Here is a 16661-nt window from a genome sequence, read left to right on the forward strand (position 1 = left end):
TTTAACTCTGGGGTATGACTAGCGTTTGCCCTAACTGCACCACATCGGACTTCATTCCATTCGCTTGTTTGATGCTGGACATTGGCACACTGTAACGTTGCGCGATTGCAGATAAAGATTCTCCGCGACGGACCTTATGTTTAACCTTTGTCGATACCGCATCGCCAACATAGGCTGTAGGTGTTCTCTCAGTTGGCGTTCTTTCTGCTGATGCTTTTGCTGTGGTTTTGGCCGGCTTAGCACTGCTAGAGCTTCCTCCCCTTCTTTGGGCAAGCAAAGTATCCGCTGGCGGATTGTTGTGATAGTAACGGCTCACCCCCTTATAAATAGCATTGGCAATGCTCTCTTGATGGCGACTACTTGACAGTAAACGCTCTTCTTTAGGGTTTGAAATAAAGCCCGTTTCAACCAAGATTGAAGGAATATCCGGTGACTTCAGCACGGCTAAACTCGCGGACTCAGGGCGACTTTTATGCAATTGAGTCACACCACCTAAATCTTTTAAAATATCCCCCGCAACAGAATGGCCAATTGCCATCGAACTGTTCATCGACATATCGAGCAGCGTCATAGCCAAATACTGTTCATTATCCGTGTTTTGGATAATCTCACCCGCGCCGCCCAGCAGCTCAGAGTGTTTCTCTTTTTGCTCTAACCAACGACCAATTTCACTATTAGCACGACGCATTGATAGCACCCATACGGAGGCGCCACGTGGATTGGGCGAGGTAAAGGCATCCGCATGGATAGAAATCAGCAGATCTGCCTTACTGTTGCGCGCCAGTTCAGAGCGTTTATTTAAATTCACAAAATAATCACCAGTACGGATCATCACAGCACGCATGCCTGGCGTGTCATTGATTTTGCTGGAAACACGTCTGGCGATTTCTAGGGCGACCTTTTTTTCATAAACACCAGAAGGACCAATGGAGCCAGGATCGTCGCCACCATGACCCGCATCAATTGCAATGACAATATCGCGGGATGATTGCGCCGCTTGGGTGACAGTTTTGACGGGTGTAGATGACACGATAGCCGTTGCCGTAGTTAACGTTTTATCTTCTAAATCAACAACTAGACGATTGCCATAGGGCGCAGTAACAGGCAAAGAAAACAAGCTTGCATTTAATGGTTTTACGAGATCGATCACTAAGCGCAAATCACCTTTAGTCGGTGACTTACTGATCCGCACGCCCTTAACTAACTTACTGTTGTTTTCAAGATTTTTAAGCACAACTTTAGCAGTGGTCTTTTTTAAATCCACCACTAAACGATTAGGGCCATCTAAAGAGAAATAGGTGTAATCAGGCACTCCACTCAAGTCAAACACGATTCGAGTTGACTCAGGCGCGGCCCAAATACGTACGCTTTCTAACTGATTAGCAGCATGGGCCACCACAGAGAAAAAAGAACACAAAGAAAGAATAATAATTTGAAAATACGGGTTATTTTTTATCATTTTAGTTTTTATTTTATCGCTTTTAATAACTTTTCACCTGGCTCAGACAAGGCCTCTATGCATATTTCTCGCCCACTATTTTGATAACTTAAATGCATATGGACATCGGCAGCGGGCAGTAACCCCTCTCCCTTATCTGGCCATTCAACAATGCACAGACTCTTATCCGTAAAGTAATCGCGGATCCCCATAAACTCGAGTTCTTCTGGATCGTTTAAACGATACAAATCAAAATGATAAACTTCGACACCTTCTAGCTCATATGGTTCAACTAAAGTGTAAGTCGGGCTTTTAACTGCACCTTTATGGCCTAATCCCTGAATTAAGCCACGACTCAGCGTCGTTTTACCGGCTCCTAAATCACCCGTAAGATACAGAGTCAAAGGCGCTTGGACATGGCGGGCTAATTTTTGCCCAACCGCAATAGTGTCGTCTTCGTTGTCTAAGAAAAAAGTTAACTCTGTCATATCCGCTTATATCACTGCTGTTATTGATGGAGAAGCGACTCAATCCTAAAAAGGCACAGGGCACATAACAAAGTCCAGCCCCGCTTGAGTCTCACATTCCGCCTAGAGTAAATCACTATTCACTAATTGGCGAATAAAAGGCATTAAATCGCTCGCTAACATACCCCGTTCTCCCTGTATTGCCGCAAGATCAGCGGCGCAACCATGTACGACTACGCCAAGCACAGTTGCCTGCATATTATCCATTCCCTGAGCCATGAGCGCGCCTATAATACCAGATAACACATCGCCACACCCACCACTGGCAAGCCCAGGGTTGCCGACTGGTGCCACTACCATTTGCTGACCATCAAAAATGACCGTTCCTGCGCCTTTTAGCAGTACAACACCGCCGTACTTTTGCTGTATCGCGCGAACAGCGGCAAATCTGTCCTGTTCAATATCGACCACGGTACAACCAAGTAAACGCGCCGCCTCACCCGGATGTGGTGTTAGTACCCAATTCGTTTGGCGCCTTGGTTCATTACTGAGCAAATTCAATGCATCGGCATCTAAAACACAAGGCTTATCGCTCAAGCCCACGGCTTTAAACAAATTATACCCCCAGTCATGCTTACCTAAACCAGGGCCAAGCACGATAACCTGCGCCCAACCAAGGCGCAGATACACTTCCATATCGACTAAATCACAACCCCAAAACATCAGTTCAGGACGGGAGACATTCACCGTCAGTTGATGCTCAGGTCGACTAATCACAGTGACTAATCCCGCGCCTGCACGTAGGCAAGCCTCACTTGCCAGTCTCACGGCGCCAGCCATGCCCATATCCCCACCAATTACAGTGACTTTGCCCGATTGGCCTTTATGGCTATCCCGTGCTCGGGCGGCAAAATAGTCCTTAAGAGTCTCTCTTCCAACTCTTTGTGCGCTCGCTTCAGCAAAGAAAGGCGTTAATCCTAAATCTGCAAATTCAAGCTCGCCACTGTAATGCCGCGCCTTACCTGTTAACACACCTTGCTTTACACCACCAAAACATAAGGTGATATCCGCCATCACAGCAACACCTACTACGGCGCCTGTATCAGCAATGACTCCAGAGGGTAAATCAAGGCTCAATACCCAAGCCGAATTGTCATTGATGGCACGGATATATTTAGCCATATCGTCGCGTACAGCATCATGTACCCCCGTACCTAACAGACCATCGACTATGATTTTCGCAGCGAGAATAGGTTCAACCTCTAACGGCAGTAATTTTCCACCTTCAGCAAGATAATGGGTCAATGCTTGCTGACACTCAGGTGTACCTGCCGCTGACGTCATCATCACAGAAACGTCCATACCACTGGCACGGGCTAGACGGGCGCACACTAAAGCATCGGCACCATTGTTACCGCTGCCAGCAAGGATTAACACAGGTAAGACTTTGGAGCTATGTTTCGCTAAACACTCAAAAGCCGCCGCGCCAGCACGCTCGACCAATTCATAGAGACTAGAGACTCCCTGAGACACCGCACTCAGTTCCGCTTCGCGAACTTGTGTTTGGGTGTATAGAGCTTTGGGAAATTGCGATAGATCTTGTGCCATGAAGGATCTCCTTAGACACCAATGACTCCATTTCACAATGAGTAATCTCACCATAGAAGTCTTGGCAGAATTGAGCAAGGCCAATAAAAATCAGCCAATAGATCAAGAAAGTAGCAAAAAAAGCAGCGAGAAATTATGACGTAAATCAGTTCAGGCGCAGAAACCCGCCCAAATGGAGCAAAGTAGAGTAAAAGTTGCCGATACAAAGTCGACATAAAAACCAAAGCCAGCACTGGGCTGGCTTTGAGAATCGAGAAAAAATGACGGTTTAGATATCGTCCATCCGAATCGTACTATGGACTAAACGTTGCTGCTGAGTTTTCTCTACTCGGATCAAATTAGCTAACGCATTGCGCGCATCTTCTGCCGTGGTTGAATTAACTGTTTTTTCTAACAAACCAATCAGACGATTCTCTAGGTCTAAATGTAAGTTGAGCACATCATCTTCATTCATATTTGCGGGCAACATAGTATCTTGGCAACGCTTAGTAAAGTCTTCAAAAGTAAAGTCTTTATACCAAGTATCAAGAATACGATGTGGTGCTTCATCCATATAATCACGCAGTTTTTCTGCCATGGTTTTTTGGTGTGATTCAAAATACTCCAACATCATTTTCACACGAGCCGAGTCAGCTTGATTGTTGAGTCGGCCATAGAGTTGCGCCATATCTAAGCGGCAATTTGCCACATACTCGAGTAGATCACGTAATTGTTGAATACGCATATAATGCACTCCATTGTCAGGCCAACTACTTGGCGCTATTAATTTTGTCTAATTCCATTATGTGAGTAAAAGCGTTACGAATATTTGAACAAGGTCATAATTTAACTTTCACGCAGCTATCTAATTTAGGAAAACTTGAAGAAACACGCTATAGATCACGCATCTAAATCCTATCACACTGTTTTGTATAAAAGAGAAAAGCCAAAAGAGATCTCAACACACTTAGCCCAAAGGGTATTCGTAAGTCTTTAGTTGCAGATGGTAAATTTGAGATAGAGGGCTTGAAGTAGATAGCAGTGAATCAAGACAAATACAGATGAGCGAATTGAGGGAATTATGTGAGAAGTACAGCGACATTATGCACTTAACCAATTGAAAGTTAAATAAACAATAAGGAAATGGAACGAAATTGGAGCGACATAATTTTGATCAAGAGCAGTTCGAACCGATGACCTATACCTTGACTAATTTAACAATCACAAAGGTATCGCCATATCAAAAATCACCACTGAGCTAATGTCAATTGAGTAATCTGATAGTGGAATATTTAGGAAATTGGAGCGACATATCGGGTTCGAACCGATGACCTATACCTTGGCAAGGTATCGCTCTACCAACTGAGCTAATGTCGCATAATTATCGCTGTCACATCAGCCTTCAACATTCAAAAAGGTATCGTCTATCAACCTTTATCAACTGAGCTAATGTCGCATAATCTGTATTAATGATTTKGTAAATCACTAAGTTTTAATTTGGAGCGACATATCGGGTTCGAACCGATGACCTATACCTTGGCAAGGTATCGCTCTACCAACTGAGCTAATGTCGCATAATCTGTATTAATGACTTGGCAAATCACTAAATTTTAATTTGGAGCGACATATCGGGTTCGAACCGATGACCTATACCTTGGCAAGGTATCGCTCTACCAACTGAGCTAATGTCGCTTTTTTGCATCGCTGCTACATTTGCCTTCAACATTAATAAAGGTATCGTCTATCAACTTTTATCAACTGAGCTAATGTCGCTTTTTGCATCGCTGCTACACTTGCCTTCAACATTAACAAAGGTATCGCCTATCAACCTTTATCAACTGAGCTAATGTCGCATTCAATCTAAATGACCGTACATCTCTGTTCGCATCAAAAAGTTGAGGCCGCATTATATGAAAAATTCATGCGGCTGCAACCCCTTCTTGCATATTTATCTACTGATCGGTCAAATTTTAAATACTTTGCTGCGATAATACTGCAATTCAGCGATCGACTCTTGGATATCCTGCAGGGCTTGGTGAGTATTTTGCTTCTTAAAGCCATCCATGGTTTCTGGGCTCCAACGCTTCACTAGCTCTTTAATCGTACTGACATCCACATTGCGGTAGTGGAAATAATCTTCCAGCTCGCGCATATAACGATTTAAAAAGCGTCTATCTTGACCAATGCTGTTACCACACATTGGAGAGGCGCCCTTAGGAACATACTGTTCTAAGAAGGCAATCGTCTTAGCCACGGCTTGCGCTTCGGTTTCTTGGCTAACACGAACGCGGTCAATCAACCCTGACTCACCATGGTGCTTTTGATTCCAATCATCCATAGCGGCCAGCACATCATCTGACTGATGAATCGCGATAACCGGACCTTGACCGATAATATTGAGTTCTTGATCTGTCACTAAAGTGGCAATTTCAATGATCCTGTCGACGTCGGGCTCTAACCCTGTCATTTCCAAATCGATCCAAATGAGATTATTTACATCTGCCGTCATAAATCAGCCTTATCGTGTCAGTTAGCCTAAATTCAGGCTTTTTTATTCAAGAGCGTGTATCATACTGCTTTTTTCCAACACAAAAAATCACCTAATTGACGAAGACGAATCAGTGAGTAAAAAGAAACCCCTAAGCCAAGGTCAATTACGCCGTATGCGCGCTAATCACGAGAAGCGACTCAATCGTGATAGTGGCGATAAAAATACGCCAGAGTTACAGGATAGTTCATTGGGGCAAGAACAGCCCGGTACTGTGATTTCACGTTTTGGCCAACATGCCGACATAGAAACTGAAAGCGGCCAAATTGTGCGCTGTAATATTCGCCGTGCCGTCACAAGTTTAGTGACTGGCGATAAAGTGATCGTACGCTTAGCCATTGAGAGCCAAGCCAATAGCGGCATCGCAGGTATTGTTGAAGCCGTTCATCCACGTCGCTCATCACTTACACGCCCAGATTTATACGATGGCGTGAAAATCATCGCCTCGAATATCGACCAGATTTTGATTGTCTCCTCGGTATTACCCAGCTTTACCACCCAGATCATCGACCGTTATTTAGTGGCTGCCGAAGATACCGATATTCCGCCTATCATCATTTTGAATAAAATTGACTTGCTCAATCCCGATGAAGCGCAGGCAATCGATGAAGCGCTACAGCGCTACAAAGACATTGGCTATCCGGTTTATAAGGTTAGCAGCAAGCTCGGTGATGGTATCGATACCATCAAAGGCATACTCAAAGATAAAGTCAGCGTGTTTGCTGGCCAATCTGGTGTGGGTAAGTCATCGATCATCAATGCATTACTACCCGATGCAGAGCTTATTATCGGCGATGTTTCCGATAACTCAGGTTTAGGCCAACACACCACCACCACAGCCAAACTGTTGCACTTGCCTAGTGGCGGCGATTTAATCGACTCTCCGGGCGTGCGCGAATTCGCCCTATGGCATCTTCCTGCACAACGTGTCGGCTGGTGCTTTATCGAGTTTCGCGAGTATCTTGGCGCATGTAAATTCCGCGATTGTAAACACGGTGACGATCCCGGCTGTGCACTGCAAGAAGCCCTGAGCCAAGGTAAGATCAGCGCAGATCGCTTTAATAATTACCATAAAATTATCGCCAGCTTAGATGAACAACGTCATGCCCGCCATTTCCGTGCGGCCACTGATGAATAACGACTTATTGATAAATAACAACAGTCTCAGCAAAGATTGAGCAGTAAGAAAAGGAATTGAAATTGGATAAAGTCAAAATAGCGCTGCAGTACATGCTGCCAAAACACTTGTTATCTCGTTTAGTGGGTAAACTCGCTGCAGCCGAAGCTGGCGCCTTAACCACGGCCGCCATCAAGTGGTTTATCAAGCAATATAAAATTGATATGAGCGAAGCGGCGCAGAGTGAGCCTGAAGCCTATAAAAGCTTTAATGCTTTTTTTACCCGCGCCCTCAAACCCGGTATTCGTCCGTTAGATATGGACGCCGATATCATGGTGCATCCCGTCGATGGTGCGGTAAGTCAGTTAGGCCCAATCAAAAACGGTCGCATCTTCCAAGCTAAGGGTCATCACTATTCATCGTTAACCCTGCTTGGCGATCAAGCCGAAGATGCTAAACGCTTCGAAGGCGGTGATTTTGCGACTATCTATCTGGCGCCTAAAGACTATCACCGTATCCACATGCCGATTAAAGGCACGTTATCAAAAATGACCTATGTACCTGGCGAACTGTTTTCGGTGAATCCGTTAACGGCGAGACACGTACCCGGTCTATTTGCCCGTAACGAACGCGTTGTGGCGATTTTTGAAACCGAATTAGGTCCATTGGCCATGGTATTGGTTGGCGCAACGATTGTTGCCAGTATTGAAACTGTATGGGCTGGCACAGTCACGCCGCCGACAGGTAAGCAAGTCTTCACTTGGGAATATCCAACCCAAGGCCCAGATGCCATCACCTTAGACAAAGGTGAGGAAATGGGTCGCTTCAAGTTAGGCAGTACTGTAGTGATGTTGTTTGCTAAAGATGCTATCGCGACCTTTGCTGAAGGTGTCGAAGCCGAAGCAGTGACTCGTATGGGACAAGCCTTCGCTAACCTGAAAGACGTTAAGCAAGCGGATTAAGCTTTCTTGAGTTCTGCTAAACCTTCGGGATTAATTGAATTGCATCTGGCTGTGCTGCTATTTGGCGGCACAGCTTTGTTTTCTAAATTAATCCCGCTCAGTGCCCTCGACATCACCTTTCTACGCTGTATCGTCGCAGCCACTGTGTTAGGTTTGCTAGTCAAATTCAGCCGCAAACGTTTAACGCTGGCAAGCAAACAAGATTATCTAGTCGCAATCGGGCTTGGGGTTATCGTCAGCCTGCATTGGGTGACTTATTTTGCGGCCATGCAATTATCGTCGGTCGCCATTGGCATGATTGCGTTTTTCACCTATCCGGTGATGACAGTGATTACCGAGCCGTTGCTGACAGGTAATAAGATAAAATTACACGATATGATCAGCGGCGTGTTAGTGCTGATAGGGGTGATATTACTGATCCCTGAAGCCAATTTAGGTAACGACACTACGCTGGGCATTGCCATCGGCATAGTGTCCGCCATCTTGTTCACTGCCCGTAACTTATTGCACAAACGCTACTTTTCCCAGTACAGCGGCCCACATGCTATGTTCTACCAAACCTTGGTCGCCGTCGTGTTCCTAATGCCGTGGCACCAAACGGAACTGAACAGCATCTCATTAGAAGTGTGGGGATTAATTATTTTACTCGGCGTCGTCTTTACCGCAGCGCCACATGCGCTATTTACTTCCGCACTGAGGCAACTCAGCGCCAAAACGGTTGGGCTAGTCTCTTGCTTACAGCCCTTTTATGGTGCCATGTTAGCGCTGATCATTTTAGGTGAAGAGCTCAATCTCAACACCCTAATTGGTGGCACTATCATAGTCGCGACCGCCATCTTCGAAACCCATCAATCGCACCAATCACAGCGGCGAAAAAAGAACGCCTGAAACATACCAATCTCAACGCAATTTGGCTAATATGGAGCGTCTTTCGCCCCTAAATGTCTTTAGCCTATATGCCACGTATTTTATTGTTCATTATTGCTTTTTTCACATTTTCCGCACTTGCCAATTCGCCTTTGCAGTTGGACAAACGTCTTGGCATGAACAAGCAAGATCAGCAACAAAATCTCAGCATTGATGAACAAATTAACGAACTAAAAATTAACATAGAAAAACTCGCCGCCAACGCAGCCAGTTTCCAACAAGCGCAGATTGATTTTGAGCAACATAAGAAGCGCACTAACCAAGCGCTGAAAGACGCCTATAAGCCTTTATCACTAGAAAAAGGTACTGACCTCAGCCAGCAGGCTTCCATGGCCTATATTCGCTTGTCTGAACTTAAAGAAAGCGAATCCACCCTTGGCCGACAAGTTAACGATTTATTACTACGTCACAATGACTTACCTACCGTTATCGCCAGCGCGAGGCAAACAGTCGCCCAAAACAAAAAAGCAGAACTCGCCCCGCTAGATACCCCTACGGGAGAGTTACAGCAAACTCAACGACTCTTCTTTGAACAAAGCCTTGCCACCGATGAAGCAGAACTTGCCAGCAGCCAAAAACGCATTGAACTGACGCAATTACAATTACAGCTAGTCCGCCAACAACTGGTGCAGCAAGAAGCCTTGATCGAAACCATCAATAAGGCAATCAATAAACAACGTCAGCAACAAACGGATGCCACCCTAGCCAAAAACTTAGTTAATACCGAAAAAGTCATCGATCCTATCACCCGTAATATTGCCGACACTAACCAGATTTACGGCCAAAAGCTGCAAACGTTAACTTTGCAGATCAATAATGTGGTCGAACAGCAGGAACAGGCAGAAACCCAATATCAATCCCAAGCTAAACAACTGGCAAACATCCAAGAGCAGATCACTTGGGTCAAAATGAACTCCGCCTTTGGTGAGCGCTTTTTGCAGATGTTGCAATCACTGCCTAAACCACCGAATCACGAAAAACTGCAAACGCTGATCGCCGATGCGCGCTTAGACAGATACCATTTAGAGCAGCAACAAGCCCTCAATGAGCAAGAATTAGAACAACCCGGCTTATACAATGAGCAGCAGATTAAGCTCTTACACTCGCAACAGAGTTTGATCTCGCAGTTGATGCAAAGCTATGACCAATACTTAAGTGAATTAGGCAAGCTGAAGGTCAATTACCAACAACTGAGTCAACAGAATCTCACCCTCAAAAATACCCTTAACGAACATTTATTCTGGGTGCCTAACGCTGCAAGTATCAGTAAGTTATGGCTTACGGATCTTGAGCGCAGCACGGTTTGGCTTGTGCAACAAGCACAGTGGGATGAACTGGGAAAAGCCTGGGATGAACAAAACGATTATTGGTCTTGGTGGATCATATTGCTGGTACTGTGTTTAGTCGTACAAGACTTGATCACGCCTAAATTCAATCGCTTGCTAAATCATTACACCACTTATGTGGGCAATGTGACCCAAGATAAATTCATTTACACTCTCAAAGCGCTCGCCTGCAGTATCAGCTATGCGTTGATAAAACCTTTCCCAGTGATCATGGCGGGATTGATTTTCTATCATTCCGATCGCAATTTTGTGCAAGCAGTGGGTATGGGCATACTGGCGATTGGTTTAGTGTATCTCTTATATCGCTTTATCTTTATTCTGACACTCGACAAAGGCGTACTCGTGGGCCATTTCAAACGCCCCTCAAAACTCATCCAAGCGGGACAATCACGGCTCAGACACTTTGTGCTGATTGCTAGCCCATTATTGGGTCTGATGGGCTTTACCGAAGTGCTCGACACATCACTGGTGCGTAATAGCATAGGCCGCGGCGCATTCATTATTTTCTGTATCGTTTTATTCTTGTTATACAAAGATATTTTAATCCTCAGCCGTAAAAACTCAGATGCCAAGAAAGACGGTAAAAACAAAAAACTCATTCAGAAAATGCTCTGGACCTTGCTGATTTCTGTGCCGCTTTTAAGCGCAGTGTTAGCCTTTAGGGGTTACTACTTCACCGCTTTCCAAATGCTGTTACAACTGCAATTATCTATCGTGCTGGGTCTGGGTTTCTTGCTCTTATACCAATTGATCAAACGGTGGATGTTAATCGAACGCCGCCGTATCGCCTTCGATCGCGCTAAGGCAAAACGTGCCGAACGCTTAGCACAAAGGGAAAAAGGCGAAACACATCACCCTTCCGTCGATGGACTCGATACCTACGAAGAACCCGTAGTCGATCTCGAAACCATTTCGAGCCAATCCCTTGGCCTAGTGCGTTCACTCTTGTTATTGGCCTTTTTAGCCAGTTTGATTGGTCTGTGGACTCAAACCCATACAGCGCTGTTTTCTTTCCTCGATGGCATTACGCTGTGGACGACCAATACCAGTGTAAATGGCTTAGAGCAACAATTACCCATTACCATGAAGTCACTGATGTTTGGACTGATAGTGGTGGGTTTCTCGTTAATGATTGCCACCAATTTACCCGGCCTACTTGAGCTAATGATCCTGCAAAGGCTTGATCTCTCGCCTGGAACGGGTTTTGCGATCACAACCGTCAGTCGTTATCTGGTGGTTTTCCTCGGACTATTAATCGGCTTCTCTAATCTCGGGATGGAATGGTCTAAGTTGCAATGGCTGATTGCCGCACTGTCGCTCGGTTTAGGTTTTGGTTTACAAGAAATTTTCGCCAACTTTATCTCAGGTTTGATCATTTTATTTGAGAAACCCGTGCGGATTGGCGACACAGTGACAATTCGCGATTTAACAGGGACAGTCAGTAAAATCCAAATTCGGGCGACCACCATTATTGACTGGGATAGAAAGGAAATTATCATCCCGAACAAGGCCTTTATCACAGAGCAGCTGATCAACTGGTCCTTGTCAGATCCTATTACTCGGGTCATTGTTTATGTGTCGGTGGCGCGGGATTCAGACCCTGCCAAAGTTGAAGCGACCCTGTATCAAGCGGTGCAAGAGTGTGAAGATGCACTTGCCAGCCCAGAACCTGAAGTCTGGTTTGCCGGATTTGGTAAACATACTCAAGATTATGAAGTGCGCGCCTATGCAAAAGATATGTCGGCACGTTGGCCACTGCGCCATGATTTACATAAACGAGTGACTAAAAAACTCAAAGAAAACAATCTCGAACTCGCCTATCCGCAGATGGAAATCCATATTAAGAATGGTCAAAGTCGAGAGCAACAAGGCATTATTAGAAGCTAATAGGATCGCAGAACATGCTTATTTTTGCTCACCGCGGCGCCAGCGGTTATCAGGCCGAAAATACCTTAGCCGCCATGGCTAAAGCGTTAGAATTGGGTACACAAGCCGTCGAACTCGATGTACATAATGTCGAAGGTGAGTTAGTCGTGTTTCACGACCGAAGACTCGATAATAAAAGCTCGGGCACGGGCGTCATTCACTTAGTGAGCAAGGACTACCTAGCAAGCATCAATGTGAAAGGTGAATCCATTCCGACGCTATGGCAAGTACTTGAGCTGATTGCGGGGCGCTGCATAGTCAATATAGAGTTAAAAGGCATTAATACCGTCACGCCGTTAATCGACTTATATCCAAAGGCTATGAGTCAGCTTGGTTTTAATAAGGAGCAGTTACTGATCTCTTCCTTTAATCACCCCTATCTGCATGAACTTAAACAAGTGTTGCCGGATGCGTTAGTCGCACCACTGCTTGCCAGTATTCCACTCGAAGGGGCTGCCGTGGTAAGCGAACTGAATGCCTATTCATTGCATTTAGATGTGAGTTTTATCAGCCAAGCGCTAGTAGACGACGCCCATAACCGAGGTGCCAAGGTTTATGTTTATACTGTCGATCATATTGATGATATTCATGCGCTTAAGCAGATAGGTGTCGATGGCGTGTTCAGCAATTACCCCGATCGCGCCATGCAAGCCTTAACCCAAAAGGCAATGGCCGATTACTCTGGCTACTTTGAGTAGCGGCAAAAATAATAACGATATTAAGCTTGGCTATTTCGCTGAGCCCAATAACCGATAAAAATAAACATGGCCACAATTAACAGAAACATCCAATGGGATGGCATAGCCACTATGTGTCTTGCCACCCAAGGCGTGGCTTTCACGATTAATAGGCCATAGCCAAAGGCATTCACAATAATAAAAACAAATGTCCGCAGCACAAAAGAATGCCCCAACAAATGACGCCTTAAGATACGATTTACATCCGCTGAAAAAACCAAAATAAGACACACCACCATAGCGGTAGCAATATCGAAGGCCCAAGGGCGAAGCATATTACCTAACTGGGCAATAATGGCGACTAATTGATCAAACATAGACTTAACCTAAAAAGATGCAGCGCAATCCATCTTAGCGGCCGCGACAGCACATTGAAAAATAACAATAACCAAGCATAAAGGGAGACGCCATGGGGCACAAGTTACTCTTGCTAACAAAGGCAAATCAACAGTACCGCGACTTGATTGAAGCGCAGAAACTCCCAGATTTAACGTTACTCGACGATAATCCTACGGGCATAATTGATGCAGATATTTGGTTAGCCGAACCTAAACTTGCCGCGCCCCTATTGCCCCATGCTAAAAATCTGCAATGGTTACAATCAAGCTTTGCTGGCATAGATGCCCTGATGAGTCCAAGGGGCAGAAAAGACTATCAACTCACCAATATTAAAAGCATTTTCGGCCCGCTGATGAGCGAGTATCTATTCGGCTATTTACTCGCGCATATCCGCGGCCATCGTTTTTATCGCCAGCAACAAGGACAAAAACAGTGGCTGATTCAACCCCAGCAGCGCCATTCAAGCCTACAGGGAATGCGATTACTCTTACTCGGTACTGGCTCAATTGCCCAGCATCTCGCGAAGACGGCAAAGCACTTTGGCATGCATGTCACAGGGATCAATCGAAGTGGTAATACCGTAGAAGGTTTTGATGCCATAGAAGCGATGGCCAATTTGGGCCAAGTGTTAACACAGGCCGATGTGGTTGCAAATCTACTGCCAAGCACTCCTGCAACGCATAATCTTCTCAATGCTGACATGTTAGCTATGTTAAAAACTGATGCAGTGCTGTTTAACGTCGGCCGCGGTGATGTACTCGATCTCGATGCACTCAATATCCAACTTATCGCTAATCCTAGTCAGCAAGCGATCCTCGATGTATTTGCTCAGGAACCTTTGCCCAATAGCCACCCTATTTGGGAACGGGAAAATGCCGTGATCACGCCGCATATTTCGGCGCCAAGCCATCCTGCACAAATCGTCGATATCTTTAGCCAAAACTATCGCCGCTACATCATGGGTAAACCACTGCAGAATCGAGTCGACTTTAGTAAAGGTTATTAGATCAGAGATAAGAAATTGAGTTAGAAATCAGTAAAAGAAAAGGCAATAGTCAGACTATTGCCTTTTTTATCTTAAATTTTAGTCAGTTAAATCCTAAAGCTGCGCTTTAAGAATTGCTCGACTAATACCGAGTGAGAATCCATCTCGCGAGTCACTTCGTCATTCAAGCCGACCATTTCACTGCCGAGTTGATGGCTAGAATGGGTAAATTGCGACACATTCACCACGCTGCGATTCATCTCATTTGCCACACTCGATTGCTCTTCAACCGCGCTGGCAATATGGTGCGTCATATCGGTAATGGTCGAAATGGCCTCACGAATCGTACGTAATGCCGTACCCGCTAAATCCGCCGTTGAAATACATTCAGCAGCGGCAACCACTCCTTGCTGCATGCTGATAACAGCTTTATTCGTCCCCTGCTGCAACAGATTAATCATACTGTGGATTTCTTTGGTGGCATCGTGAGTACGTTGTGCCAGCGCCCGCACTTCGTCAGCAACGACAGCGAAGCCACGACCTTGCTCACCCGCTCGAGCCGCTTCAATTGCTGCATTCAATGCCAGTAAATTCGTCTGCCCCGCAATACTCTGAATCACATCGAGCACTGTGCCAATATCTTTACTGTGGGCTTCTAACTCAGCAATCACTTTTGACGTTTGTTGCAGTTGCTCCGCCATGGCTTGAATCGAGCGAATAGTACTCGACACCGTTTTATCACCATTGATGGTTTCAGCGGATGCCATTTGCGTGGCACTCGCCGCATCGGCACAATTGGAGGACATATCGCCTAATGTGGCGGTCATTTCCTGCATAGCTGTAGCAACTTGTTCTATTTCAGATAGTTGAGCCTGACTGGTACTCTGGATTTGTTTGCCCTTGGCGGCAGATATTTTGGCCTGTTCTGACACATTATAACAGGAATCCGATGCACGCCCAAGAATCGACTTAAGCTCTGAATTCTGCATTTGCAGTGCTAAATCAATCGCGCCAAGATCGTCACAGTTACCACTATAGATATGAGCCATCAGCGGATTATCGTAGATATGCTTTGCCTTAGCCACTATCGCGTAATAGCGACTCAGCACCAGATTACCGCCCACTAGCAATACTAGAACACTTATCGCTAGGGCAATAAAGCCCATTAAGCCAATTTGCAGAGCAAGGTAAAGCATAGGTAGCATGGCAACCAATGCGAGTAACAGCAATTTAACTGGCATATCCAAGGTACGTTTTAACGCGCTGACGCTGCCCTTTTTGTTCAACTCCGCATAGGCTATTTCTGCACGCTTAACCTGATCGCGCGTGGGTTTAGTGCGTACAGATTGAAACTCGACGACTTTGCCATTAACTGAAATCGGTGAGACATAGGCATCGACCCAATAGTGATCGCCATTGGCGCAGCGGTTTTTTACTATCCCTTTCCAAGGCTCGCCTTTTTTGATGCATCGCCACAGATCTTCAAATGCTTGCGGAGGCATATCTGGGTGACGCACCATGTTGTGGGGCTTGCCTAGCATGGCATCGAGGTCGTAACCGGCAACGGTACAGAAAGATTGATTGGCGTAAGTGATATGACTTTGAGTATCCGTAGTCGACAATAAAATCCAATCCGCTGGATAATCATATTCTCGCTGTGTAACTGGTAGATTAGTTCTCATGAAACCTTATGGATCTTTGATTAATTCTTCGTTATTCATCCATGAGTTATCCATCCGTGAGGCATCATCACCCTGACTCTGTATTCCTAAACCTACTTCTAAAACTGCCTAGCTTTTTAGTGCTAAAACACACCTAGCATAGACGATAAAACGTGCGCCATGTAACAAAAGCGTTAAAGTATGAAAATCGCCCAAAAACATGATTGCATTTGATAAGCGTTTTCATTTAGAATTAGCGCAATTCGATTGGAGACTAATATATGTACGTTTGTCTTTGCCATGCGATCACTGATACGCAAATTAAAAACGCAGTAAGCCAGGGCGATAGCTCGCTTGCTGACGTAAAAAAGCGCTTAGGTGTTGCCGATCAATGTGGTAAATGCGCCAGAATGGCAGTGCAGATCATTCAGAATCAACTAGAGCTTGAGCCTAATTATTACGAAGTCGCATAGAATTCATCACGAATAGCGTGGTAAAGGGTAACTCACTCACCAACAAACTTCAGACAAGTTAAATACACGCTGACTCAAGCAAACTTAATCCAGCTCAAGCAAACTCAATCCAAAAAAGTCCCGCGACAACAAAGCCTTCTATCCGCCA

General features: G+C 45.3%; 14 protein-coding genes and 3 tRNA genes. 7 read left to right on the top strand and 10 right to left on the bottom strand.

Annotation, left to right across the window (positions count from 1 at the left end; genetic code table 11):
• Position 1: 1 nt before the first annotated feature.
• From L5M28_RS06295 to orn, 8 genes are all read right to left on the bottom strand, one after another.
• Positions 2-1459, bottom strand: a complete 1458-nt coding sequence (locus L5M28_RS06295) for an N-acetylmuramoyl-L-alanine amidase (protein WP_028761765.1) — start codon at positions 1457-1459, stop codon at positions 2-4.
• Between the two features lie 8 nt (positions 1460-1467).
• Positions 1468-1926 carry a tRNA (adenosine(37)-N6)-threonylcarbamoyltransferase complex ATPase subunit type 1 TsaE gene (gene tsaE, locus L5M28_RS06300; RefSeq protein ID WP_263202781.1) on the bottom strand — a complete coding sequence of 153 codons (459 nt, stop codon included), beginning with the start codon at positions 1924-1926 and terminating at the stop codon, positions 1468-1470.
• Between the two features lie 102 nt (positions 1927-2028).
• On the bottom strand, positions 2029-3513 hold the full coding sequence (locus L5M28_RS06305) for an NAD(P)H-hydrate dehydratase (protein ID WP_263202783.1): 1485 nt from the start codon (positions 3511-3513) through the stop codon (positions 2029-2031).
• 268 nt (positions 3514-3781) lie between these two features.
• Positions 3782-4237: a hypothetical protein gene (locus L5M28_RS06310; protein WP_028761762.1), complete on the bottom strand. Its 456-nt coding sequence runs from the start codon at positions 4235-4237 to the stop codon at positions 3782-3784.
• A 556-nt stretch (positions 4238-4793) separates the two neighbouring features.
• Positions 4794-4869 (bottom strand) — tRNA-Gly (locus L5M28_RS06315).
• Between the two features lie 121 nt (positions 4870-4990).
• A tRNA-Gly gene (locus tag L5M28_RS06320) sits at positions 4991-5066 on the bottom strand.
• 42 nt (positions 5067-5108) lie between these two features.
• A tRNA-Gly gene (locus tag L5M28_RS06325) sits at positions 5109-5184 on the bottom strand.
• Between the two features lie 271 nt (positions 5185-5455).
• Positions 5456-6001, bottom strand: coding sequence for an oligoribonuclease (gene orn, locus L5M28_RS06330; RefSeq protein ID WP_263195935.1), 546 nt, complete (start codon positions 5999-6001; stop codon positions 5456-5458).
• Between the two features lie 112 nt (positions 6002-6113).
• Between orn and rsgA the strand changes: the two genes are divergently transcribed.
• The 5 genes from rsgA (at position 6114) to L5M28_RS06355 (ending at position 13016) form a co-directional block, all read left to right on the top strand.
• Complete coding sequence (rsgA, locus tag L5M28_RS06335; RefSeq protein ID WP_105250279.1) at positions 6114-7178, top strand: small ribosomal subunit biogenesis GTPase RsgA; 1065 nt, start codon at positions 6114-6116, stop codon at positions 7176-7178.
• A gap of 62 nt (positions 7179-7240) precedes the next feature.
• The gene (asd, locus tag L5M28_RS06340; protein ID WP_028761759.1) at positions 7241-8119 is read left to right on the top strand and encodes an archaetidylserine decarboxylase; all 879 of its coding nucleotides are present in this window, start codon (positions 7241-7243) and stop codon (positions 8117-8119) included.
• A 6-nt stretch (positions 8120-8125) separates the two neighbouring features.
• Complete coding sequence (locus L5M28_RS06345) at positions 8126-9007, top strand: DMT family transporter (protein ID WP_263195934.1); 882 nt, start codon at positions 8126-8128, stop codon at positions 9005-9007.
• Between the two features lie 68 nt (positions 9008-9075).
• Positions 9076-12279, top strand: coding sequence for a mechanosensitive ion channel domain-containing protein (locus L5M28_RS06350; protein ID WP_263202825.1), 3204 nt, complete (start codon positions 9076-9078; stop codon positions 12277-12279).
• 14 nt (positions 12280-12293) lie between these two features.
• Positions 12294-13016 (top strand): glycerophosphodiester phosphodiesterase, encoded by a 723-nt coding sequence (locus tag L5M28_RS06355; protein WP_263202784.1) that lies wholly within the window; start codon positions 12294-12296, stop codon positions 13014-13016.
• 20 nt (positions 13017-13036) lie between these two features.
• On the opposite strand, the gene L5M28_RS06360 is transcribed toward L5M28_RS06355, so the two are convergent.
• Entirely contained in the window at positions 13037-13372 is a 336-nt protein-coding gene (locus tag L5M28_RS06360) for a DUF3392 domain-containing protein (RefSeq protein ID WP_113939153.1), read from the bottom strand.
• Between the two features lie 92 nt (positions 13373-13464).
• Here L5M28_RS06360 and L5M28_RS06365 point away from each other — a divergent pair, with 92 nt between their 5' ends.
• The gene (locus tag L5M28_RS06365; RefSeq protein WP_263202785.1) at positions 13465-14400 is read left to right on the top strand and encodes a D-2-hydroxyacid dehydrogenase; all 936 of its coding nucleotides are present in this window, start codon (positions 13465-13467) and stop codon (positions 14398-14400) included.
• An 86-nt stretch (positions 14401-14486) separates the two neighbouring features.
• Here the strand turns inward: L5M28_RS06365 and L5M28_RS06370 are convergent, their stop codons facing one another.
• Positions 14487-16061, bottom strand: coding sequence for a PAS domain-containing methyl-accepting chemotaxis protein (locus tag L5M28_RS06370; protein WP_263202787.1), 1575 nt, complete (start codon positions 16059-16061; stop codon positions 14487-14489).
• A gap of 260 nt (positions 16062-16321) precedes the next feature.
• On the opposite strand from L5M28_RS06370, the gene L5M28_RS06375 reads away from it, so the two are divergent.
• A complete protein-coding gene (locus tag L5M28_RS06375; protein WP_076498521.1) occupies positions 16322-16513 on the top strand; it encodes a bacterioferritin-associated ferredoxin in 192 nt (63 codons plus the stop codon).
• Positions 16514-16661 lie beyond the last annotated feature (148 nt).

Origin of the sequence: Shewanella sp. SW32 (assembly GCF_025653365.1) — a bacterium.
Taxonomy (GTDB): domain Bacteria; phylum Pseudomonadota; class Gammaproteobacteria; order Enterobacterales; family Shewanellaceae; genus Shewanella; species Shewanella oncorhynchi.